We start from the raw sequence: 19,319 nt of genomic DNA on the forward strand, positions 1-19,319 counted from the left end.
AGTGGTCGTGCGGACGCTAGACCGCCCGCGCGGGACTGAAAAGGGCCGATGTCAGGATTCGCGGAAAGCCCGGTTGAAGTAGTCGGCCACCGGCTTGACCAGATAGGCCAGCGGGGAGCGGTCGGCGGTGCGAATGAACGCCTCGACCGGCATGCCGGGAACAAGGACCTGGTTTTCGTTAAGCCTGTCGATTTCACCCGGATTCAGCACGATTTCCGCCCGGTAGAAGCTGGCGCCGACATTCTCGTCCTCGAAAGCATCGGCGGAGACAAGCACGACCTCGCCCACCAGTTCCGGCGTGGTCCGCTGGTCAAGCGCGGAGAAACGCAGGTTCACGGACTGACCCGTCACGATCTGGTCAATGTGGATCGGATCGACACGGGCGGCAATGACCAGCGGGCGGTCCTGCGGGATCAGGAAAAGCACAGGATCAGCAGCCCGGACGACCGAGCGTGGGGTCTGCACGCGCATATTATACACGATGCCCGACACGGGCGCGCGGATTTCCATCCGCTCGATATCGGTCAGCAGTGCCTGGCGCTGTTCAATCAGTTCCAGCTCACGTGCACGCAGGTCGCGCAGCGTGGTGATCGCTTCCTCGCGGCGGGTTGAATTAAGGCGGAGAACCTCGATTTCGATTTCCGTGATGCGTTGTTCGGATTGTGCCTTGGACGCCGCCAATTCGCCGATCTGCCCATCAAGTGACGCCTGCTGCCGTTGCAGTGCCAGTACACCAGAGGCTTGGGTCAGGCCACGCTCCAACAGGCTTTCCTGCGCGGCAAGCTCTTGCTCGATCAGTTCAAGCTGGCGGCCAAGCGATTTCTCCTGTGCCTCGATCCCCTTGATCTGGTTGCGTGTCTGGGCCGCGCGCTCCGCCAGTTGCTCCGTCTGCTTTTCAGTCGACTCGCGACGCGCGCGGAACAGGTTTTCCTGACCTGTGACCAGTTCCTGCACCTCGGGCCACGTTGTGGCGACCGCGAGCAGTTCCTCTTCGAACGTGATCTCGGCTTCCTCGTCGCGCTCCGCTTCGAGCCTGCCACGGCGTGCCATGAACTCGTAGAGCTGGCTTTCGACGATGGCGAGGCTGGATTGCATCTGTTTGACGTCGAGCTGGATCAGCAGATCACCTGCATCGACACTGTCGCCTTCCTTCACCGCGATTTCGGACACGATGCCGCCAGTGGAGTGCTGCACGATCTGCCGGTTCTGGTCGACCTCGATCCGGCCGGAGGCAATGACGGCCCCGGCAATCTGGGTCAGCGTCGCCCACGCGACGAGGCCACCCAGAAGTCCAAAAAGCCCAAAAAAACCGATAATGAGAGGGGTCAGTGCCGACCAACGTTTTTCACTCATGTCACGCCTCCCGCACCGGCAGGTGCGCGTTGGATCTGTTCATGGTTCTTGACCATGGATTTCAACACCTCGTCCTTGGGACCAAAGGCAGTGCGCACACCGCCATCTATCACCAAGAGCAAATCACATTCCTGGATCGCGGCAGGGCGGTGCGCCATGATGATGACGGATCGACCATCGGCCTTGGACGCGCGGATTGCCTGGTTCAGGGCCATTGTCCCTTCGTTGTCGAGGTTCGAGTTTGGTTCATCGAGCACAAGGATCACCGGATCATCATAGAGCGCGCGGGCCAGGCCGATGCGTTGAATCTGACCGCCGGACAGACGCTGCTGGCCTGCGTTGATCCGGGTGTCGTACCCGTCGGGCAGTTCCAGGATCATCTTGTGCGCATCTGCCTTTTGAGCAGCAGCGACGACTTTTTCGTCGTCAGGTTCCGTTGATAGGCGCGCGATGTTTTCGGCAATGGTCCCATCGAAAAGCTGCACGCGCTGCGGCAGATAGCCAATGTGCATGCCCAGCACGTCGGGCGCATATTGGTCGAGCGCCGCGGCATCCAGCCGGATTGACCCGCCAGCGGGGCGCCATACCCCGGTCAGACAGCGTGCAAGCGTGGACTTGCCTGCACCCGACGGGCCGATGACCCCCATGGCGTGACCCGGTGGGAGGTCGAAGTTGAGACCACGCAGGGCGGCTGTCTTTTCGCCGGGCGGCACCACGGTCAGACCCTTGGCCACCAGCTTTGCCTTGGGCTTGGGCAGCGCCGTGCGCGACGGCTCTGGCGCGACGGCGCCGAGCAGTTCGGCCAGAGCAGACCAGCCCTTGATCGCGCGCTGAACCAACGGCCATTGCGTCAACATCAACTCGATCGGGGCCAGAGCGCGGCCCAGCAGGATCGAGCCTGCGATCATGGCACCTGGTGTCATCTCATTTTGCAGGACCAGATAGGCGCCCAACCCCAGCATCGCACTTTGGAGGAAAAGGCGCAGCGTCTTGGTCAGAGAGGTGAAGCCACCACCGATGTCGGTCGCCTTGATCTGTTCGTCCAGAGCCCTGCCACGTGCCTTTTGCCAGCGGTCAAAGGCCGCACCGCGCATTCCCATGGCCTGCACCATCTCGGCCTCGATCCGCAATTGATCGGACATGGACGACGCCACCTGCCCTGCCTGACCGGCCTTTTGCTGAGGAAGGCGTGACAGAAGCTGGTTGGCCAGCGCAATCAGGATCAGAAGGGTACCACCGGCGAGGGCCAGGAAGCCCAACCAGGGATGAAACATGAAAATTGCGGCAATGAAGATCGGTGTCCACGGAAGGTCGAAGAACGCCATCAGGACAGGCGACGTTATGAAACGCTGCACCGATTCGAGGTCGGCAAGACCGGTTTGCGTACGAAGGTCAGGCGCAACGGCGGATTTGCGCACGACGGCATCGAACACGCGCCGATCCAGATCGTTCTGAAACCGGGCCCCAACCCGGGCCATGACCCGCCCGCGCGTGAAATCCAGAATGCCCATGATTCCGTAGAGGAATACCACCAAGAGCGAGAGCGCGATCAGCGTTTCCTCGCTGCGACTGCCGAGCACCCGGTCATAGACCTGGAGCATATACATCGGCCCAGTCAGCATAAGAAGGTTGGCAAACAGGCTGAACAGCCCAACGGCCCAATAGAGCCCCCGGCTTTTGCGGCGCACCGCCCGCAGTTCTGCCTGTCCCCGGCTTGTCAATTCGCTTTGCATCGGCATCAATTCGCTTGTCTGCTGCTCAAATTTGTTTTCTGTCTACGATCAAGTATCCTGCGTGTCGCGCAAGTGCCACATGTACAAGGTTACATAGTCGACGCTATGGGCATTTAGGACAACACCATTAATTACACGTCGAGAATATCCAGCGGAGATTTGCATTGTCTCTTTTTTATCGCGTCCGTCACGCTGCAATTTTGCTGCTGGCTGCCGGATCGCTGGCGGCCTGCGCCGCTTCAGAACAACGCCTGGCCCAACCAGACGGGATAAACGACCCGTATGAACGGCAGAATCGCAAGGTTCATGCATTCAACCGTGGTCTCGATCGCGCCGTCGTGCGCCCCGCCGCGATTGGCTATTCATCGCTGCTGCCGGACGAGATCGAGGACAGCGTGAGCAACTTCGCCCGCAACCTGGGTGAACCATCGGTTGTCGTGAACAGCGTGTTGCAGGGCGATCTGGAAGGTGCGGGTATTTCGACCGTTCGCTTTCTGACAAACTCCGTCCTTGGTATCTTCGGCCTGTTTGACGTGGCATCCGATTTCCAACTGCCCGCACATGATACCGACTTCGGCGAAACCCTTTATGTTTGGGGCGTGGGCGAAGGGGCCTACCTTGAACTTCCCGTTCTTGGCCCATCGACGGCGCGCAACACCACCGGCAAGGTGGTGGACCTGTTCACCAACCCGCTGAGCTACATGGTCGACAGCCCGGAACAGTACTACGGCACGGTCGCGGCGGCGGCTTCCGGCCTGTCTCGGCGGGGCCGCTTTACCGATACCGTCGATTCCATCCTATATGAGAGTGCTGACAGCTACGCGCAGGCGCGTTTGATCTGGTTGCAAAACCGGCGTTTTGAACTGGGTGATGCCGGTGCAGCTGCAGAGATTGATCCGTTTGCCTTGGACACCGAGGGGTTTTGACATGAACAGACGCTTTTTCCTGGCCACTGGCGTGAGCTTTGCCGCCTTGGTCCCCGCACTGCCCGCCTTTGCCCTGAATGAAGCCGGAGCCGAGCGACTGATCAATTCGCTTGTCGGCGACATCAACGGCGTGATCGGTTCCGGCAAGGGTGAAAGCGCGATGTTCCGCGATTTCGAGCGTATCTTTGCCCGGTACAGCGACACATCCTACATCTCGGCCTACGCCATGGGCGTGGACGGCCGTCGGGCCAGCAATGCCCAGAAACGGGCGTTCTCGGATGCCTTCCAGGGCTATATCGCGCGGAAATATGGCCGCCGCTTCCGTGAATTCATCGGCGGACGGCTCGAGGTCAAGAGCGTGCGGAAGGTGAAGAACTGGTTCGAAGTCGAAACGACGGCGTTCCTGCGCGGCGAATCGCCTTTTGCCGTGACGTTCCACGTCTCCAACCGGTCGGGCCGTGATCTGTTCTTCAACATGTTTATCGAAGGCGTGAACCTGCTTTTGACCGAACGGACAGAAATCGGCGCGCTGATTGACCGCAACGGCGGCAATATCGACGCGATGATTTCGGACCTGCGCACTCTGGGATAAGCACCCACTTGTGAAAGCCCCTGCGCGCCCCGCATGTCCGCGGGGCGTTTGCGCCACAGGATCTGCCGCCAATACTTCGCAAACGCTACTGAGAGCGGCCGCCTCCCAGAATATCACGCAAGATTGTCTCGATCAGACCCTCGGTGGTGCGCGGCACTTCGGGCTGGCGCTGTTGGGGCGCAGGTTCGGTCTGTTGGGCCTGACGTAGGGCACGCTCCGGCACTTGCAGCGGCAAGGGTCGCGGCGAGGTCCCCTCGTGTACACGCAGCATGGTTTCGCGCCAGATTTCGGTAGGCAGCCCCCCACCGGTCACTCCGGTCAGGGGGGTGTTGTCGTCATAGCCCATCCAGACCCCGGTAACGTAATCCGCGGTGAAACCAATGAACCAGGCGTCCCTTGCGGCCTGTGTCGTGCCGGTTTTGCCCGCAATCTGCCAACCGCCGAACTGCGCCCGCTGGCCGGTTCCTTCACTCACGACCTTTTCCATCATCCAGATAAGCTCTCGCGCCGCGCCCTCCTGAACGACCCGTTCGCCAATGCCGCCACCAGTGCCCATCAGCGGCACGTCGTCGCCCTGCAGACGCAGGTCGACCAACCCGTAGGGCGTCACCGACGACCCACCGTTCAGAATGCCTGCGTAGGCGCCTGTCATGTCGAGCAACGTGCTCTCGGACGCACCCAGCGCCAGCGCGGGGCCATCTGCCATGTCGCCAGTGATACCGAAGTCGGTCGCCACGCGACGCACCAGATCCCGGCCCATACTCTCGGACACTTTGACCGCAGGAATGTTCAGGGAGTCAGCCAGCGCTTTGGTCAACGTCACCCGGCCGGAATACGTGTTCGTGTAGTTGCGGGGGGACCAACGGCCAGAGCCGGGGATGTCGAGGGTGAGCGGTTCGTCGTCCACAAAATCGAGCGGTGAATACCCCAGTTCGAGGGCGGCGGCGTAGACAAAGGGCTTGAATGCCGAGCCAGTTTGTCGCTGCGCCTGAATGGCGCGGTTGAATACACCGGCGACCCGTGTTTCGCGCCCTCCGACCATGGCGCGCACGGCGCCGTCGGCGCTCATCACCACGATGGCCGCCTGGGCCTTGGACCCCTCTCTTACCTTGGTTTCGAACACTTCCTTCAGTGCGTCTTCGGCAGCGCTTTGAAGACGTTGATCGAGCGTGGTTCGAATGATGACATCTTCGGTCGTGTCCCGGGTGAAGAACTCGGGACCGGTCGACATCACCCAGTCGGCAAAGTAGCCGCCCGCCTTGCGACGTGCTGCGGGCGACAGGTTGGCCGGATTGTTCTGCCATTTCGCCACTTCCGCGTCCGACAGGTAGCCCTGTTCGCCCATCAGTCGCAGCACTGTGGCCGCTCGATCCTGTGACCTTTGCAGGTCGGAGGTTGGCGCAAGGCGCGACGGTGCCGTGAGCAGACCGGCGATCATGGCTCCTTCGGACGGTGTCAGCATGGCCGCGGGCTTGCCGAAGTAGCGCTGTGCAGCCGCTTCGGCCCCATAGGCACCCGCGCCCATATAGGCGCGATTGAGGTAGATCGACAGGATCTCTTCCTTGGAGTATTTCGCCTCCATCGCCATGGCATATATGGCTTCCTTGGCCTTGCGCTGGAGCGAGCCGCGACGGCAATCAGCGACATAGGCCGCTTCGGACTCCCACTCGGCCGGGTCATACACGACGCCGAGGCAGAGCAGCTTTGCCGTCTGCTGGGTGATCGTGGAACCGCCATGGCCCTGAAGCGGACCACGCCCTTCCCGCAAATTGATGCGCACCGCGCTGGCAATGCCGCGCGGGCTGACGCCGAAGTGACGGTAGAAGCGTTTGTCCTCGGTCGCGACAACAGCATCCTTGAGGCCGGGCGCCACGGTCGACGCCATGACGGCCCCGCCGAACTGATCGCCGCGCCAGGCAAAGCGGTTGCCCTCGCGGTCCAGCAGCGTGACAGAGCCGCGCGCGCGGCCATCAAGCAACGCATTAACGTCGGGCAGGGTGGTCCAGAAATAGCCAACGGCAAGTGCAATTGCCGCCGTGACGGTCAGGCCGACACGCCAGGTCACCCACCAGACGAGCCGAAGTATCCACCTGAACAGACGAACGAAAATATTGCGCGAGGGTTTTCGGACGGGCGCCTTGCGACGCTTTTTTACCGGTGCCTTGCGGGCCGCTGGCTTGGCCGTCTTCTTCTTGGGATAGCGACGGTCCGCTACCAAGGGGCGTTTGCCCTTTCTTGAATCACTCATTGACGACCCCTGCCCGGCCTTATGTTTGGTCCAGTTTATCTGGTTTGACGGCGTTTGCCACGCCCCGGAGTGCCGCGAATGCAGATTCTCAAATGCCTATTTGTTGTGCGTCGGCATATTTTTGCGCATTTTTTATGCACACCAGCAGGGCGAGCGGCTCATTAAATTGGCGTAAATCTTTGCCACGCAAGCTCTTTGCTTTCTGTTCCCTCCCGTATCGCAGGGCGACCTGCCAACGTAAGGGGACATGTGGTGAAACTCATCATTGCTACGATCAAACCGTTCAAGCTGGAGGAGGTTCGCGAAGCGCTGACCGAGGCCGGTGTGCGCGGCATGATGGTCACGGAAATCAAGGGCTTCGGCTCGCAATCGGGCCACACGGAAATCTACCGCGGTGCGGAATACGCGGTCAACTTCGTGCCCAAGGTCAAGATCGAGATCGTGGTCGCCGCCTCCATGGCAGATCAGATCGTCGAAACAATCACCAAAACCGCCCAGACGGGCAAGATCGGGGACGGCAAGATCTTTGTTCTCGACGTCCAGCAGGCCGTGCGTGTCCGCACCGGCGAAACCAACGAAGACGCTATCTAAGCGCGCCATCAAAGGGAAAACACGCACAATGAAACTCACGAAATCTCTTATTGCCGGCGCGGCGCTGACCGCATTGCCGACGCTGGCGCTGGCGCAAGACGCCGCCCCGGGCTTTGACGAGATCGGCCCCTACATCATGACCACCCTGCTGTTCTGCATGGCAGGCTTTCTGGTCTTCTTCATGGCGGCCGGTTTTGCCATGCTTGAAGGTGGTCTGGTCCGTTCCAAGAACGTGACCATGCAGATGACCAAGAACATCGGTCTCTTCTCGATCGCGGCCATCATGTACTGGCTGGTTGGCTTCAACACGATGTACCCCGGTGACTTCAACGGTTACTTCGCCCTTGGCGGTCAGACGATTCTGGACGACGTAGGCGTGACGGCAGACAAAGCGGCTCTTGACTACGCATCGGTTGCTTCGGACTTCTTCTTCCAGCTGGTGTTTGTTGCAGCCACCGCATCCATCGTTTCGGGTGCCCTGGCTGAGCGCATCAAACTGTGGCCCTTCCTGATCTTTGTCGTTGTTTTGACAGGACTTATGTACCCGATCTCCGGTTCGTGGAAATGGGGCGGCGGCTGGCTTGACGCTGCTGGTTTCCAAGACTTTGCCGGTTCGACCGTCGTGCACTCTGTGGGTGGCTGGGCCGCTCTGGCCGGTGCCATCGTGCTTGGTCCGCGTCTGGGCAAATACAAGGATGGCAAGGTCAACCCGATGCCCGGTTCGAACCTCGCACTCGCCACTCTGGGTACGTTCATCCTGTGGCTGGGTTGGTTCGGCTTCAACGGCGGTTCGCAGCTGGCGATGGGCACCGTGGGCGACGTGTCGGACGTGTCGCGCATCTTTGCCAACACCAACATGGCGGCCGCTGCCGGTGCTGTGACAGCGCTGATCCTGACGCAGGTTCTGTACAAGAAACCTGACCTGACCATGGTTCTGAACGGCGCTCTGGCAGGGCTAGTTTCGATCACGGCTGAGCCTCTGGCGCCCACCCTGTTTGGTGCGCTGTGGATCGGTGCCATCGGTGGTGTGATCGTGGTCTTTGCCGTGCCATTCCTCGACAAGCTGAAGATCGACGACGTGGTCGGTGCGATCCCGGTTCACCTGTTCGCGGGCATCTGGGGCACCATCGCAGTTGTCTTCTACAACTCCGACGCATCGCTCGGCACGCAGATCACAGGGATCATCGCCTACGGCGCATTCACCTTCGTCGCGTCGCTGGTGCTGTGGTTCATCCTCAAAGCGGTCATGGGCATCCGTGTCGGCGAAGAGGAAGAGATTGCAGGTCTCGACATGTCGGAAATGGGCATGGAAGCCTATCCGGATTTCTCGAAAGGCTAAGGCTCCTTCCTCTTAGACTTGAGAACCGACTGACCGGGCGTTCGCGCCCGGTCTTTTTGTTTTGTGAAGGGTGCGTACGGTCGGGTAATCGGTGCCGCGCAACACCTCCGGCTTGGAGTGTTGTCGACCGAAACTGCACACTTTTGATCGTAAACTGCGCGTTTTGCCCGGCCCGAATTGGGCGTCATTTCGGGTGGATTCCGAAAACTGCATATTTTGGATCTCAAACTGCGCGTTTTCTGCTGGCGCGCGGCAAGGTCCGGGTTAACGCAACGCATTCCGCCTGAAATTTGTGCGCTGTTTACGGATTGATAAGGGACATGTTGAGAACATGAGGGGCTTGTAAGGCTCAGGCCCGGTCCGATTTCACAAGCACGCGCACCGCATCACGCGAAGAAACGGCGACTCAGATCGTGGAGCATATCGGTCTGGGGCGACGGCACATCGACTGTGATCGTATGAAGCCGAAGCTGATCACACTCTGCGCCTACACGATCGGTAAACAGGGCATCGCGCGCCAGCAGGTTGGTAAGGGCGCGTTCGGGGTCACTGGTGCGGTTCGGGATTTCCCATATTGATCCGCGCGCGTTGAAAGCCGCGCGGCGGAAGGCCGGTGTGGGCAAGAGCCAGAGCGCGTGGCGACGGCTCGACAACAGAGGGGCGACCAACTGGGGAGCAGACGGAAGCCTTCGGCAATGACCGCTGTGTCCTTGGGCAAGGCGAGCAGGTCCTGCACGATGAGATTGAACCCTTCGCCCGCGAACCAGTGGAAGCTGTCCAGCATCGCCTCGGGTGATCGGTCCACCCAACGCTCATCCATGCTCATCCGCTTGAAGGCGTCGAGGCGCGGGCATTGCTCGGCCGGGCAGAGCGCCGCGTGGTCGCGCATGGTGTCGTCGCTGGAGTAGAGACGCGCGCCGTGGGTCTGCGCCAGTTCTTTGGCGAGTGTCGTTTTGCCCGCGCCGCTACCGCCGCCGAGCCAGCGGATGTGAGAGAGGGCGGTGCGGAGATCAGCGGAGGCGTTCGGGGCGAGCATTGGCGCTTCGTAGCAGGCCCTTTGCACATGTGGCAGCTGCGCCGTGCTGCAAGCTGATACCTGCGCATGTGGCGGACAGGTCAAAACGGATGGTGCGCGGGGGACCGCACACCCTACGGAGTGGTGTAGGGAGCGTATTCACAACACACCATCGGCAGTTGACCTGTTTCGCATGCCGATCGCATGGGTGTTTGGACGATCCCGGCGACTCGGCCATCGACATCCCGGGCGTTGCAGGCGAGGGTTCAGAGAAGGCCCGGACCTTCATCGACGTTCCGTGACCGGAATCCGCAATGTGAAGGTATCAAGATGTTGGAAACGGAGCGCCTGATCCTGCGACACCCTGTGGCGGACGACCTCGACGCGCTGGCGGACATGTTCGCCGATCCGGTGGTGACCGCGCATATTGGCGGCATGCTGAGCCGCGCCGAGGCGTGGTCGCGTCTTCTGCGCGATGTCGGGCACTGGACGCTGGAAGGGTTCGGCCAGTTTATCATCACGCACAAGGCGACGGGATCGTTTGTCGGCAAGGTTGGCTTTGCGAAGTACGAGCGGGACCTGGGACCGAGGGTGGATACGGATGTGGAATGCTCCTGGACCCTCAGGTCGGCGTGCCACGGGCACGGATATGCGACAGAGGCCGCGTTGGGCGTGCATCAGTGGCACGATCGCCAGAGGCCCGGACCGACAGCCTGCATGATCGCGTTAGAGAATGCGGCGTCACGGAAGCTGGCCGCGGCGCTTGGTTATGTGGAAGTGGATCGGCGCGATGCGCCGACCGGGTCTTCTGTTGTTTTACAGCGACCGGCACCACGCGACGCCATTGCGGCTGGGGTCAGACCCCAGCCTTGACGATGGCGTCGGCCAGCACCGGCACCGTTTGGGCGTTGAGGCCCGCGATGTTTAGGCGGCTGTCGCCGACCATGTAGATGCCGCTTTCTTCCCGCATCTTCACAACCAGGTCCGGCGATGCGCCGAGACGGGAGAACATGCCCCGATGTTCCGCGATGAAGCCGAAGCGGTTGGAGCCGGAGCGGGTCTCCAGTTCCTTGGCGAGCTGTTCGCGCAGGTCAAGCATACCCGTGCGCATCTCTTCCAGTTCCGCCATCCAGTCGGCGCGCAAGGCGTCGTCGTTCAGGATCGTCGTCACCAGCCGCGCGCCGTGGTCGGGCGGAAAGGAGTAGTTCTGGCGGTTGAGGAAGTTGAGCGTGCCTTGGGCGATGCCCTTTTCCGTGCCGTTTGCCACCATCATCAGGATGCCCGTGCGCTCGCGGTAGATACCGAAGTTTTTCGAGCAGCTGGCCGCGATCAGACATTCGGGGACCGAGGCGGCGACCTTGCGCGTGCCTGCGGCGTCCTCCTCCAGACTGTCGCCGAAACCCTGGTAGGCGATGTCGATCATGGGCGTAGCGCCGGTGTCCTGCAGGACCTTGATCACCGCGTCCCATTGCGGGCCGGTCAGGTTGGCGCCCGTGGGGTTGTGGCAGCAGCCGTGCAGGAGGATCAGGTCGCCTTTGCGCGCCTGTTTCAGATCTTCGATCATGCCATCGAAATCGACGCCGCGCGTGTCGTCGTCGAAGTAGTGGTAGAGCACGGTTTCGAGGCCGAGATAGTCGAGGATCGACAGGTGGTTGGGCCATGTCGGGTTCGACACGAAGACGCGGCCGCCGGGGCTGGCCATCTTGAAGAGTTCAAAAGCCTGCCGCACGGCGCCCGTGCCGCCGGGTGTGGCGACCGAGTTGACCGCATCACGGGGCAGCGCGTCGCCCAGCACCAGTTTGACCATGGCGTCGTTGAAATCGGGCGCACCGGCGAGGCCGACATAGGACTTGCTGTCTTGGGTTTCCCAGACCTTTTGCTCTGCCGCCTTGATCGCGCGCATCACAGGCGTGTTGCCCGATGCGTCCTTGTAGACGCCCACGCCGAGGTCCACTTTGGCCTCGCGCGGGTCCTCGCGATACATCTGCATCAGCATCAGGATGCCGTCGGGTTTCTGGGCTTTGAGATCTTCGAACATCAGGCGTCTCCGGTTGCGACGGGGACCATGGGCGACATGCCCCATTCGGCCCAGCTTCCGTCATAGAGGGACCAGCTGTCATGCCCCATGCGTTCGAGCGCGAGGCCGAGGATGGCGGCGGTGATACCCGAGCCGCAGCTGGTGATGATGGGTTTCTGCAGATCGACGCCCGCCGCCTCGAAGATGGCGCGGGTATCTGCGGGGGTTTTCAGCGTCTTGTCGGCGTTCAGGAGCGTGTCATAGGGCACGTTGCGGGAGCCGGGGATATGGCCGGGGCGCATGCCCTCACGTGGCTCGGGCGCTTCGCCCTTGAATCGGGCGGCGGCGCGGGCATCGACGACTTGCGTCGAGCCGAGCTTGGCCGCTTGGCTGACTTGGGTGACGTCGCGGACGAGGTGGTTCTGGAAGCGGGCGGTAAGGTGCCGGTCCTTGATCACCGGGGCCATGTCTTCGGTAGCGTGCCCTTCGGCCTGCCATTTGGGGAAACCGCCGTCCAGAACGGCGACGTCCTTGTGCCCCATCAGACGGAAGAGCCACCAGACGCGGGCCGCCGACAGTAGCCCGGCGCCGTCGTAAACGACGACCTGATGCCCGTCGCCGACGCCCATGGCCCGCATGCGGGACATGAATTTTTCCGGCGGGGGCGCCATGTGCGGCAGGTCCGAGCGGGCGTCGCTGATCTCGTCAATGTCGAAGAAGCGGGCGCCGGGGATGTGGGCGGCTTCATATTCTTCGCGCGCATCGCGGCCTGAATCGGGCAGGTACCACGAGGCATCGAGCACGCGCAGGTCCGGATCTTTCAGATGCGCGGCGAGCCAATCCGTGGACACCAGGGTGCGTGGATCATCGGACATGGGTGAGTCCTTTCGGGCGACAAAAAACGCCCTTGCGTAACGCTGTGGGGCCTGCCGTTCAAGGGGCTCTGCCCCTCGCGCTGCGCGCTCACCCCGGGATTTTTGGAAACAGGGAAGTGGACGTCAGCCGCGTTCCTTGAGAAGCCGCTGTTTCTGGCGGTTCCAGTCCCGTTTGGCGGAGGTGTCGCGCTTGTCGTGCAGCTTCTTGCCTTTGGCGATGCCGATCTTCAGCTTGGCCATGCCCTTGTGGTTGAAATAGAGCACGATGGGCACCAGCGTCATGCCCTTGCGCTGAGTGGCATTCCAGAGGTTCGACAGTTCCTTGCGGCTGACCAGCAGCTTGCGCGGCCGCCGTTCCTCGTGTTTGAAGGATTTGGCCTGATCGTAGGGGGCGATGTAGCTGTTGATCAGCCACAGCTCGCCATTGTCCACATGTGCGTAGCTTTCGGCGATGTTGGCGCCGCCTGCGCGCAGGGATTTGACCTCGGACCCTTCGAGCACGATGCCGCATTCGAGGTCATCCTCGATCGCGTAATCAAAGCGCGCGCGCCGGTTCTCGGCGGCGACCTTGTAGTTGGGGTCTGATTTTCCTTGCGCCATGGCAACGCGATGTAGGCGCTTGACGACAGGCAGGCAAGAGGGGCAGGAGGTTCACGAAATCTTGGAACACGTGCGCGTATGGTGCACCTGGGTCGAAATTCAGGAGCATTTGGATGCGCATTTGGGTGTTTTTAGCAGCCTGCCTGGCGCTGTTTGCCTGCACGGAGCCTGTGCCGTCATCGGGCAAGGCGCGGATCATCGCGACGGGCGACAGCATGCTGGCATGGAATGCCGGGTCGGATCGGTCGGTTGTGTCCGTGTTGGAGCGGCGCCTGGGCGCACAGATTGTCGACCGGTCCGTGGTCGGCGCGCGCTATCATTACGTGTTGCCCGTGAGCGGCAGCCTTGGCCTGCGCATCGGCAGTCAATACAGGTCTGGCCCCTGGGATTGGGTCATCATGAACGGGGGCGGCAACGATCTGTGGTTGGGCTGCGGGTGCCGGAAATGCGAGGCGCAGTTGGATCGGCTGATTGCCGAGGACGGGTCCTCCGGCACGGTTGTCACGGCGGTGAAACGGGCGCGCGCCGATGGCGCCCGCGTTGCCTATGTCGGATATCTGCGCACGCCGGGCCGCGGGTCGATCATTGACCATTGCCGCAGCTGGGGCAACCGGTTCGAAGCGCGGCTGGCCCGCATGGCGACGCGGGACGCAGGCGTCACGTTCGTCTCGGTTGCGGATCTGGTGCCGCATGGCGACCTGAGCTTTCACGACGTGGACCGCATTCACCCCTCGCCCAAGGGCAGTGCGGCCATCGCGGCGCGCATCGCCGCGGTTTTGCGACCCAATGCGCGCTGATCCTGTGCCCTGCGCGCCATGGTGCGCGCGATGCAACTTATTGTCGAAAACACGTATTCCATGCGGACCCGGCGACCATAAATAGAGCGCACGGATTTATGCTTGGCGGATCGGTGGGGTCGGACAGAGCGCTGACCTGCGGACGGTACGTCATGGCGCAAAATCTTTCATGTTCGAACGTCTTGAGAGCAAAGTCATATGGACAAACGTCTGGTCATCGAATTTGCCCCCGGCATCGCATTTGTGCTGGGGGATGCACTCGGCGGGATATGGATCGGATCCGCCTTTGCCGCCCTTGCAACGATCATCGCCATCGTGCTGCGCTGGAGGTGGGATCAGAGCCTGCCATGGCTCGCCATCTCCATCTTTGCCCTGACGGCTGTGCTGGTGACGGCCGGGTTCTTCTTCAACGACACGACATTCGTCAAGATCAGCGCGACCGTCGGGTCGCTAGCCTTTGCCGTGATCCTGGGGGTTGGGTTGTTCTTCAAGCCCAGCCTGATCGAGCGCACGCTGGGTTACAAGCTGAAGCTGACCGACGAAGGCTGGCTGATCATGAACTTTGCCTGGATCGCCATCACACTGTTGCGCGCCGGGGCCAACGAAATGGTTTGGCGCAACGCCTCGGACCGGGTCTGGGTGCTGTACAATGGATTTTCCGATTTTGCCTGGTTCGGGTTGTTCTTTGCCGCAACATGGGCCGTGGCCTGGGAGTACTGGAACGGGCCGGAAGATGAGGAAGAAGAAGCATAGACGGTCGGTTGCCGTGATCCGCGCAGGGCGGGTCGAACCTGTGCAGTTGGTTTGAGCCCTAGTCGCCCAGCTTTTTGTGCACTTCGTCGAGGTCGATCTCACCTATGGGCATCTTGTTCGAGGGGTCCTCGAAATCTGATTTAATGCACTGAGAATTGATTGACGTCACGAATTCGAGGAAATCCAACCTTGAACTTCGCCGGATTCTCCTTTTAAGGGTACAGACGACGGCCGATGTTTTAAATTCGGCATTCCCTTCACCCGAAAGGAAATAAAATGCCCACGCTTACTGGCTTTTCTTGGATAAGAGGCTTTCTATCTTCTTATGATGGCGGGCGATTTTCGAACGTTTGGCATACACAAGGCTGGGTTGTAGAGGGTGAGACATATTACTTTCAAGAAAACAGCACGGTTGGTGATGGCGTACGCATGGAGATCGATGGAGGTAATATTTCCTCTGAAAACGGTACGTTGACAGGGACCATCGATACAATTCGCATGATAAGCCGCGATGGTGTGACACGTACTGAAATCACCGGTTTGGACATGTCTGCACAACTCATACAGTACTATATGCTGTGGGTGGGCCGATCCAGTGCAAACGAAATCACTGCATTCCGGAACCTGCTTGAAAACGCTGTAGACACATTCGTGTCTGTCGAGGTCCCGCCAGGTCAAGCATATGATATCTACCTTCGAGATCAATTTCGCCCAGATGTAGTGCAACTACAAAATGGGGACTCGGTTATAATTTACGATGGCCCATTTCTCGAAGATATTGAGATAATCGGCTCTGAAGGCTTTGAAACGATAACGCTTAGTTTAACTGCAAACGGCATCCACTATTTGTTTGACGCAGCGGGCGTGTACGTTGAGGGGCTTCGCGTGGATTTCGAGGATATTGACTCCGTTGTGCTATCTGGGCGCGGCGCCACCGCAACCGGGAGTGAATTTGGAGCAGATAGAATAACGATGACGAGCTTTTCCTCATCGACCGTCCACAACACGATAGAAGGCAGAGGGGGCGATGATACGCTCACAGGAGGGTATGGGCCCGACTCCATCGTAGGCGGGGTTGGCAACGACGTTGTACGAGGAAACACCGGAACCGATACATTGATTGGAGGCTTGGGCTTCGACCACCTGCTCGGTGAAGAGGGCAATGACAGCATTGTGGGCATGGATGGGTACGACACTATTCTGGGCGGCGCAGGCGATGACCATTTGTTCGGAAACAATGGTTTCGATGTCATTGCCGGTGGAGCTGGAAACGACCTGATGTTCGGGGGCGTTGGCTTGGATACTTTGGCCGGCGGAACCGGAGATGACGAAATCACCGGAGGTTCAGGTGGCGACGTGCTGTCGGGCAACGATGGGAACGACACTCTGTTTGGAAACAGCGGTGCTGATCGCCTGACAGGTGGCGCCGGCGCAGACCACATGTTCGGGGGCATAAACTTTGACACTCTCACTGGTGGTGATGGAGACGATTGGCTGAGTGGCGGCAACGGCTCCGACGTATTGCATGGGGAAGCAGGGAACGATCGCCTTGAGGGCAACGCTGGGAATGACACCCTGTATGGTGGCGCTGGAGAGAACTTCCTGCGCGGCGGCATCGGAGCCGACACCTTCCTGTTTTTGCGTGAAGCAAGCCATGATGTCATAGCTGACTTCCAAACTGGTATAGATGTGCTGCACATACAGGCTGACCTGCTATCTCAGCCCGATCCATCAATTGCCGACCTCCGGTCAGTTGAAACAACAGACGAGAACGGGTTTTTGGTTTTCGATTTTGGCAATGGCAGCCTGACAATCGCAGGCATCGCATCGCTGTCCGAAATTGAAACGGATATCATACTGGTTTGATTACAAACCCGGCGCCACGACAGAGCCGTCCGATGAGCGTGCTGTAGCGGACGATTGTGCGGGGTTTTAGTCGCCCAGCTTTTTGTGCACTTCGTCGAGGTCGATCTCACCCACGGGCATCTTGTTCGAGGGATCTTCGAAATCGTATTTGAACAGGTCGAAGTCCCGTTTGTAGATTTCGTAGACGAGGTGCATGGACAGGTCGTCGAAGTAATCCTCGACCGGGTGGGCGCGCTTGGGTCCGTGCCCTTCGCTTTCGTTGAAGCGGGGGATGTCGGCGATGTTGACGGCGTGGGGCGTCTGGATCGCCTGCATCACGTCTTCCATCCCTTCGTTGAACTTCTCGGTCCAGATGATCTTGTCATAGCGGCCGCCGTTCACGATGAAGGTCGAGACGTGGCCGGACATGGCGGACCAGTGAATGTCCGGCTCCATCGGGCGGCGCCAGCGGATGGTGTCGCGGGCAAAGAGCAGAAAACGGCGGAACGACTTGATCTGGTCGAATTCCTGCTTGCCGTCGTCGCCGCCCACCTCGATCCCGTATTTCTGGATGAGGAGCGGTACGAGGTTGCCGCGGTAGCGTTTGCCGTTGCGCTGGATGCCGCAGATCTTGTCAAAGAAGGACGACAGGATGCGGGTGTAGGGATTGCGCACGCAGGTGAAGGCGTAGGAGCCGTGCGTTTTCACGTTGTCGGTGATGATGGGTTGGCTCGCCTCGATCGCCCATTTGTGCATGCCACCCTGAGCGTCGTGAATATCACCGTCGAAGAATTCGCCATGATCCGAGTAGAACATGATCTGGCCGATGGTCGAACAGGCGCACTTGGGCACCACGCGGTACACCACGCTTTCGCTTTCCGTCATCCACGTGCCTGGGAACCCCATACCGCTCGCCCTTTTTACTTGCAGTGATCCGTGTCACCGGCTTGTCGCGCAAAAAAGCAAAGAAATCCTGTTTATTCAATCTCTCCTTAGCTTTATCACCGTAAACAATCGGACGTTACTGGGTGGTAAAGTTTCCTGAATGGCAAAAATCGCCTACATCCTGCTGTGTCACAAGGATCCGGATGCCATCATCAAGCAGGCCGAGCGGCTGACTGCGGCTGGCGACTACATGTCGATTCACTTCGACGCCCGTGCCAACGCTGCGCACTTTGCGAAGATCACCAAGGCACTGAAAGACAACCCGAATGTTACCTTTGCCCACCGCCGTATCCGCTGCGGTTGGGGAGAGTGGAGCCTGGTGCAGGCCACCCTGTATGCTGTCGAAAGCGCGGTAGAGGCGTTCCCGCGTGCGACCCACTTCTACATGCTGTCGGGCGACTGCATGGCGATCAAGTCGGCCGAGTATACCCATCGTTTTCTGGATGAAAATGACGCCGACTTTATCGAGAGTTTCGACTATTTCGAAAGCGACTGGATCAAGACCGGGATGAAGGAAGAGCGGCTGATCTACCGCCACTTCTTTAACGAACGGACGCAGAAGTGGCGATTCTATACCAGTTACCACCTGCAGCAGCGCTTTGGCTTCAAGCGGGAGATTCCCGCTGACATCCAGGTTCAGATCGGCAGCCAATGGTGGTGCCTGCGCCGTCGCACCATCGAGTGGGTGCTGGATTTCACCCGCCAGCGCAAGGACGTGATGCGGTTTTTCCGCACCACGTGGATCCCGGACGAGACCTTCTTCCAGACCATCGTCCGCCATGTGGTCCCCGAGGATGAGATTCGCACACGAACGCTGACCTTCCTGATGTTCACCGACTACGGGATGCCCGTAACGTTCTATGACGACCACTATGATCTGTTGCTCAGCCAGGATTTCCTGTTTGCCCGCAAGATCAGCCCCGAGGCCCGCGATCTGAAGCGCCGCCTGGGCCTGCTTTACGCCGCCGAGAACGTGCAGTTCCAGATTTCGAACGAAGGCGCGAGCCTGTTCAAGTTCCTGACCGGTCGGGGTCGGATCGGGCGCCGCTTTGCCACCCGGTTCTGGGAGACCGAGAGCACGCTGGGCCGCAACCGCGAGCTGCTGATCATCGTGTGCAAGAAGTGGCACGTGGCCAAGCGCCTGCTGGAGCGGATCCGGATCATGACCAATGTGCCGGCCATCGAGTACCTGTTCAACGAAGAGCATACCCCCCTGCCCGACCTGGGCGGTATCCAGAAAACGCTGGAGAAACGCACCCGCCACCGCCGCGCCCTGATGCGGATGCTGTTTGACTACTTCGACACCGACCGGCTGATCGTGTGCATGGACCCCGGCAACCTCGATCTGTTGCAGGATTTCGCGGGCGACCGGTCGATCACGCGCATCCTCGAGATCCAGTGCAATTTCTCGGATGAGTACCTGATCGGGCACGCCATGCGCGTGGGCCTGGCCGGGGAGCAGACCAGCACCGAGACTCTGGACCGGCTGCTGCCGACGATCCGCCACGACATGACCTACGAGTCCGACGGTATACGGGATGCCGATTTCGAGCATCTGCTTCGGATGGAAGAGGCCGCCGATCTGGACGACAATGCCGAAGCGTTGTCTGGTTTCCTGAGCGTTCCATCGGAGAAGGCGCGCGAGATCGCGTCGGTGGATTATCTGTTTGCGGATTGATCCGCGCCTTTG

General features: G+C 60.3%; 17 protein-coding genes. 9 read left to right on the plus strand and 8 right to left on the minus strand.

Going from position 1 to position 19,319, the window contains the following annotated elements; genetic code table 11:
• Positions 1–51 precede the first annotated feature (51 nt).
• Positions 52–1,353, minus strand: a complete 1,302-nt coding sequence (locus KUV51_RS20530) for an HlyD family type I secretion periplasmic adaptor subunit (protein ID WP_222523318.1) — start codon at positions 1,351–1,353, stop codon at positions 52–54.
• The gene (locus KUV51_RS20535; protein ID WP_222523364.1) at positions 1,350–3,086 is read right to left on the minus strand and encodes a type I secretion system permease/ATPase; all 1,737 of its coding nucleotides are present in this window, start codon (positions 3,084–3,086) and stop codon (positions 1,350–1,352) included. Before KUV51_RS20535 ends, KUV51_RS20530 begins: the two co-directional genes overlap by 4 nt.
• 164 nt (positions 3,087–3,250) lie before the next feature.
• On the opposite strand from KUV51_RS20535, the gene KUV51_RS20540 reads away from it, so the two are divergent.
• Together KUV51_RS20540 and KUV51_RS20545 are read left to right on the plus strand one after the other, a co-directional pair.
• Complete coding sequence (locus tag KUV51_RS20540) at positions 3,251–4,012, plus strand: VacJ family lipoprotein (protein ID WP_261385969.1); 762 nt, start codon at positions 3,251–3,253, stop codon at positions 4,010–4,012.
• 1 nt (position 4,013) lies between these two features.
• A complete protein-coding gene (locus KUV51_RS20545; protein WP_222523319.1) occupies positions 4,014–4,604 on the plus strand; it encodes a phospholipid-binding protein MlaC in 591 nt (196 codons plus the stop codon).
• Positions 4,605–4,689: 85 nt separating this feature from the next.
• Here KUV51_RS20545 and KUV51_RS20550 read toward each other — a convergent pair whose 3' ends face one another.
• Complete coding sequence (locus KUV51_RS20550) at positions 4,690–6,852, minus strand: transglycosylase domain-containing protein (RefSeq protein WP_222523320.1); 2,163 nt, start codon at positions 6,850–6,852, stop codon at positions 4,690–4,692.
• Positions 6,853–7,104: 252 nt separating this feature from the next.
• Here KUV51_RS20550 and KUV51_RS20555 point away from each other — a divergent pair, with 252 nt between their 5' ends.
• Both KUV51_RS20555 and KUV51_RS20560 read left to right on the plus strand, forming a co-directional pair.
• The gene (locus tag KUV51_RS20555) at positions 7,105–7,443 is read left to right on the plus strand and encodes a P-II family nitrogen regulator (RefSeq protein WP_039681805.1); all 339 of its coding nucleotides are present in this window, start codon (positions 7,105–7,107) and stop codon (positions 7,441–7,443) included.
• Positions 7,444–7,471: 28 nt separating this feature from the next.
• Positions 7,472–8,782 (plus strand): ammonium transporter, encoded by a 1,311-nt coding sequence (locus tag KUV51_RS20560; RefSeq protein WP_222523321.1) that lies wholly within the window; start codon positions 7,472–7,474, stop codon positions 8,780–8,782.
• A gap of 487 nt (positions 8,783–9,269) precedes the next feature.
• On the opposite strand, the gene KUV51_RS20565 is transcribed toward KUV51_RS20560, so the two are convergent.
• On the minus strand, positions 9,270–9,818 hold the full coding sequence (locus tag KUV51_RS20565) for an AAA family ATPase (protein WP_222523322.1): 549 nt from the start codon (positions 9,816–9,818) through the stop codon (positions 9,270–9,272).
• Between the two features lie 309 nt (positions 9,819–10,127).
• On the opposite strand from KUV51_RS20565, the gene KUV51_RS20570 reads away from it, so the two are divergent.
• Positions 10,128–10,670: a GNAT family N-acetyltransferase gene (locus KUV51_RS20570; RefSeq protein ID WP_222523323.1), complete on the plus strand. Its 543-nt coding sequence runs from the start codon at positions 10,128–10,130 to the stop codon at positions 10,668–10,670.
• Here KUV51_RS20570 and KUV51_RS20575 read toward each other — a convergent pair.
• From KUV51_RS20575 to smpB, 3 genes are all read right to left on the minus strand, one after another.
• Positions 10,654–11,835, minus strand: a complete 1,182-nt coding sequence (locus KUV51_RS20575; protein WP_222523324.1) for an aromatic amino acid transaminase — start codon at positions 11,833–11,835, stop codon at positions 10,654–10,656. The two genes, KUV51_RS20570 and KUV51_RS20575, sit on opposite strands and share 17 nt — an antisense overlap.
• On the minus strand, positions 11,835–12,689 hold the full coding sequence (sseA, locus tag KUV51_RS20580) for a 3-mercaptopyruvate sulfurtransferase (protein ID WP_222523325.1): 855 nt from the start codon (positions 12,687–12,689) through the stop codon (positions 11,835–11,837). Before sseA ends, KUV51_RS20575 begins: the two co-directional genes overlap by 1 nt.
• Before the next feature lie 123 nt (positions 12,690–12,812).
• The gene (gene smpB / locus KUV51_RS20585; protein WP_222523326.1) at positions 12,813–13,289 is read right to left on the minus strand and encodes an SsrA-binding protein SmpB; all 477 of its coding nucleotides are present in this window, start codon (positions 13,287–13,289) and stop codon (positions 12,813–12,815) included.
• Between the two features lie 113 nt (positions 13,290–13,402).
• Here smpB and KUV51_RS20590 point away from each other — a divergent pair, with 113 nt between their 5' ends.
• From KUV51_RS20590 to KUV51_RS20600, 3 genes are all read left to right on the plus strand, one after another.
• On the plus strand, positions 13,403–14,086 hold the full coding sequence (locus tag KUV51_RS20590) for an SGNH/GDSL hydrolase family protein (RefSeq protein ID WP_222523327.1): 684 nt from the start codon (positions 13,403–13,405) through the stop codon (positions 14,084–14,086).
• A 198-nt stretch (positions 14,087–14,284) separates the two neighbouring features.
• Positions 14,285–14,839 (plus strand): inner membrane-spanning protein YciB, encoded by a 555-nt coding sequence (locus tag KUV51_RS20595; protein WP_222523328.1) that lies wholly within the window; start codon positions 14,285–14,287, stop codon positions 14,837–14,839.
• A 276-nt stretch (positions 14,840–15,115) separates the two neighbouring features.
• Positions 15,116–16,705 (plus strand): calcium-binding protein, encoded by a 1,590-nt coding sequence (locus tag KUV51_RS20600; protein WP_222523329.1) that lies wholly within the window; start codon positions 15,116–15,118, stop codon positions 16,703–16,705.
• Between the two features lie 66 nt (positions 16,706–16,771).
• Here KUV51_RS20600 and KUV51_RS20605 read toward each other — a convergent pair whose 3' ends face one another.
• Positions 16,772–17,590, minus strand: coding sequence for a sulfotransferase family protein (locus tag KUV51_RS20605; RefSeq protein ID WP_222523330.1), 819 nt, complete (start codon positions 17,588–17,590; stop codon positions 16,772–16,774).
• A 139-nt stretch (positions 17,591–17,729) separates the two neighbouring features.
• Here KUV51_RS20605 and KUV51_RS20610 point away from each other — a divergent pair, with 139 nt between their 5' ends.
• Positions 17,730–19,307: a DUF5928 domain-containing protein gene (locus KUV51_RS20610; RefSeq protein ID WP_222523331.1), complete on the plus strand. Its 1,578-nt coding sequence runs from the start codon at positions 17,730–17,732 to the stop codon at positions 19,305–19,307.
• Positions 19,308–19,319: the final 12 nt, after the last annotated feature.

Source organism: Tateyamaria omphalii (assembly GCF_019802125.1).
GTDB classification, from domain to species: domain Bacteria; phylum Pseudomonadota; class Alphaproteobacteria; order Rhodobacterales; family Rhodobacteraceae; genus Tateyamaria; species Tateyamaria omphalii_B.

What these genes read in the sequence shown, in the direction of transcription:
- KUV51_RS20530 (WP_222523318.1), bottom strand. Translation starts at nt 1,353, where the DNA reads ATGAGTGAAAAACGTTGGTCGGCACTGACCCCTCTCATTATCGGTTTT.
- KUV51_RS20535 (WP_222523364.1), bottom strand. Translation starts at nt 3,086, where the DNA reads ATGCAAAGCGAATTGACAAGCCGGGGACAGGCAGAACTGCGGGCGGTG.
- KUV51_RS20545 (WP_222523319.1), top strand. Translation starts at nt 4,014, where the DNA reads ATGAACAGACGCTTTTTCCTGGCCACTGGCGTGAGCTTTGCCGCCTTG.
- KUV51_RS20550 (WP_222523320.1), bottom strand. Translation starts at nt 6,852, where the DNA reads ATGAGTGATTCAAGAAAGGGCAAACGCCCCTTGGTAGCGGACCGTCGC.
- KUV51_RS20560 (WP_222523321.1), top strand. Translation starts at nt 7,472, where the DNA reads ATGAAACTCACGAAATCTCTTATTGCCGGCGCGGCGCTGACCGCATTG.
- KUV51_RS20565 (WP_222523322.1), bottom strand. Translation starts at nt 9,818, where the DNA reads ATGCTCGCCCCGAACGCCTCCGCTGATCTCCGCACCGCCCTCTCTCAC.
- KUV51_RS20570 (WP_222523323.1), top strand. Translation starts at nt 10,128, where the DNA reads ATGTTGGAAACGGAGCGCCTGATCCTGCGACACCCTGTGGCGGACGAC.
- KUV51_RS20575 (WP_222523324.1), bottom strand. Translation starts at nt 11,835, where the DNA reads ATGTTCGAAGATCTCAAAGCCCAGAAACCCGACGGCATCCTGATGCTG.
- sseA (WP_222523325.1), bottom strand. Translation starts at nt 12,689, where the DNA reads ATGTCCGATGATCCACGCACCCTGGTGTCCACGGATTGGCTCGCCGCG.
- smpB (WP_222523326.1), bottom strand. Translation starts at nt 13,289, where the DNA reads ATGGCGCAAGGAAAATCAGACCCCAACTACAAGGTCGCCGCCGAGAAC.
- KUV51_RS20590 (WP_222523327.1), top strand. Translation starts at nt 13,403, where the DNA reads ATGCGCATTTGGGTGTTTTTAGCAGCCTGCCTGGCGCTGTTTGCCTGC.
- KUV51_RS20595 (WP_222523328.1), top strand. Translation starts at nt 14,285, where the DNA reads ATGGACAAACGTCTGGTCATCGAATTTGCCCCCGGCATCGCATTTGTG.
- KUV51_RS20600 (WP_222523329.1), top strand. Translation starts at nt 15,116, where the DNA reads ATGCCCACGCTTACTGGCTTTTCTTGGATAAGAGGCTTTCTATCTTCT.
- KUV51_RS20605 (WP_222523330.1), bottom strand. Translation starts at nt 17,590, where the DNA reads ATGGGGTTCCCAGGCACGTGGATGACGGAAAGCGAAAGCGTGGTGTAC.
- KUV51_RS20610 (WP_222523331.1), top strand. Translation starts at nt 17,730, where the DNA reads ATGGCAAAAATCGCCTACATCCTGCTGTGTCACAAGGATCCGGATGCC.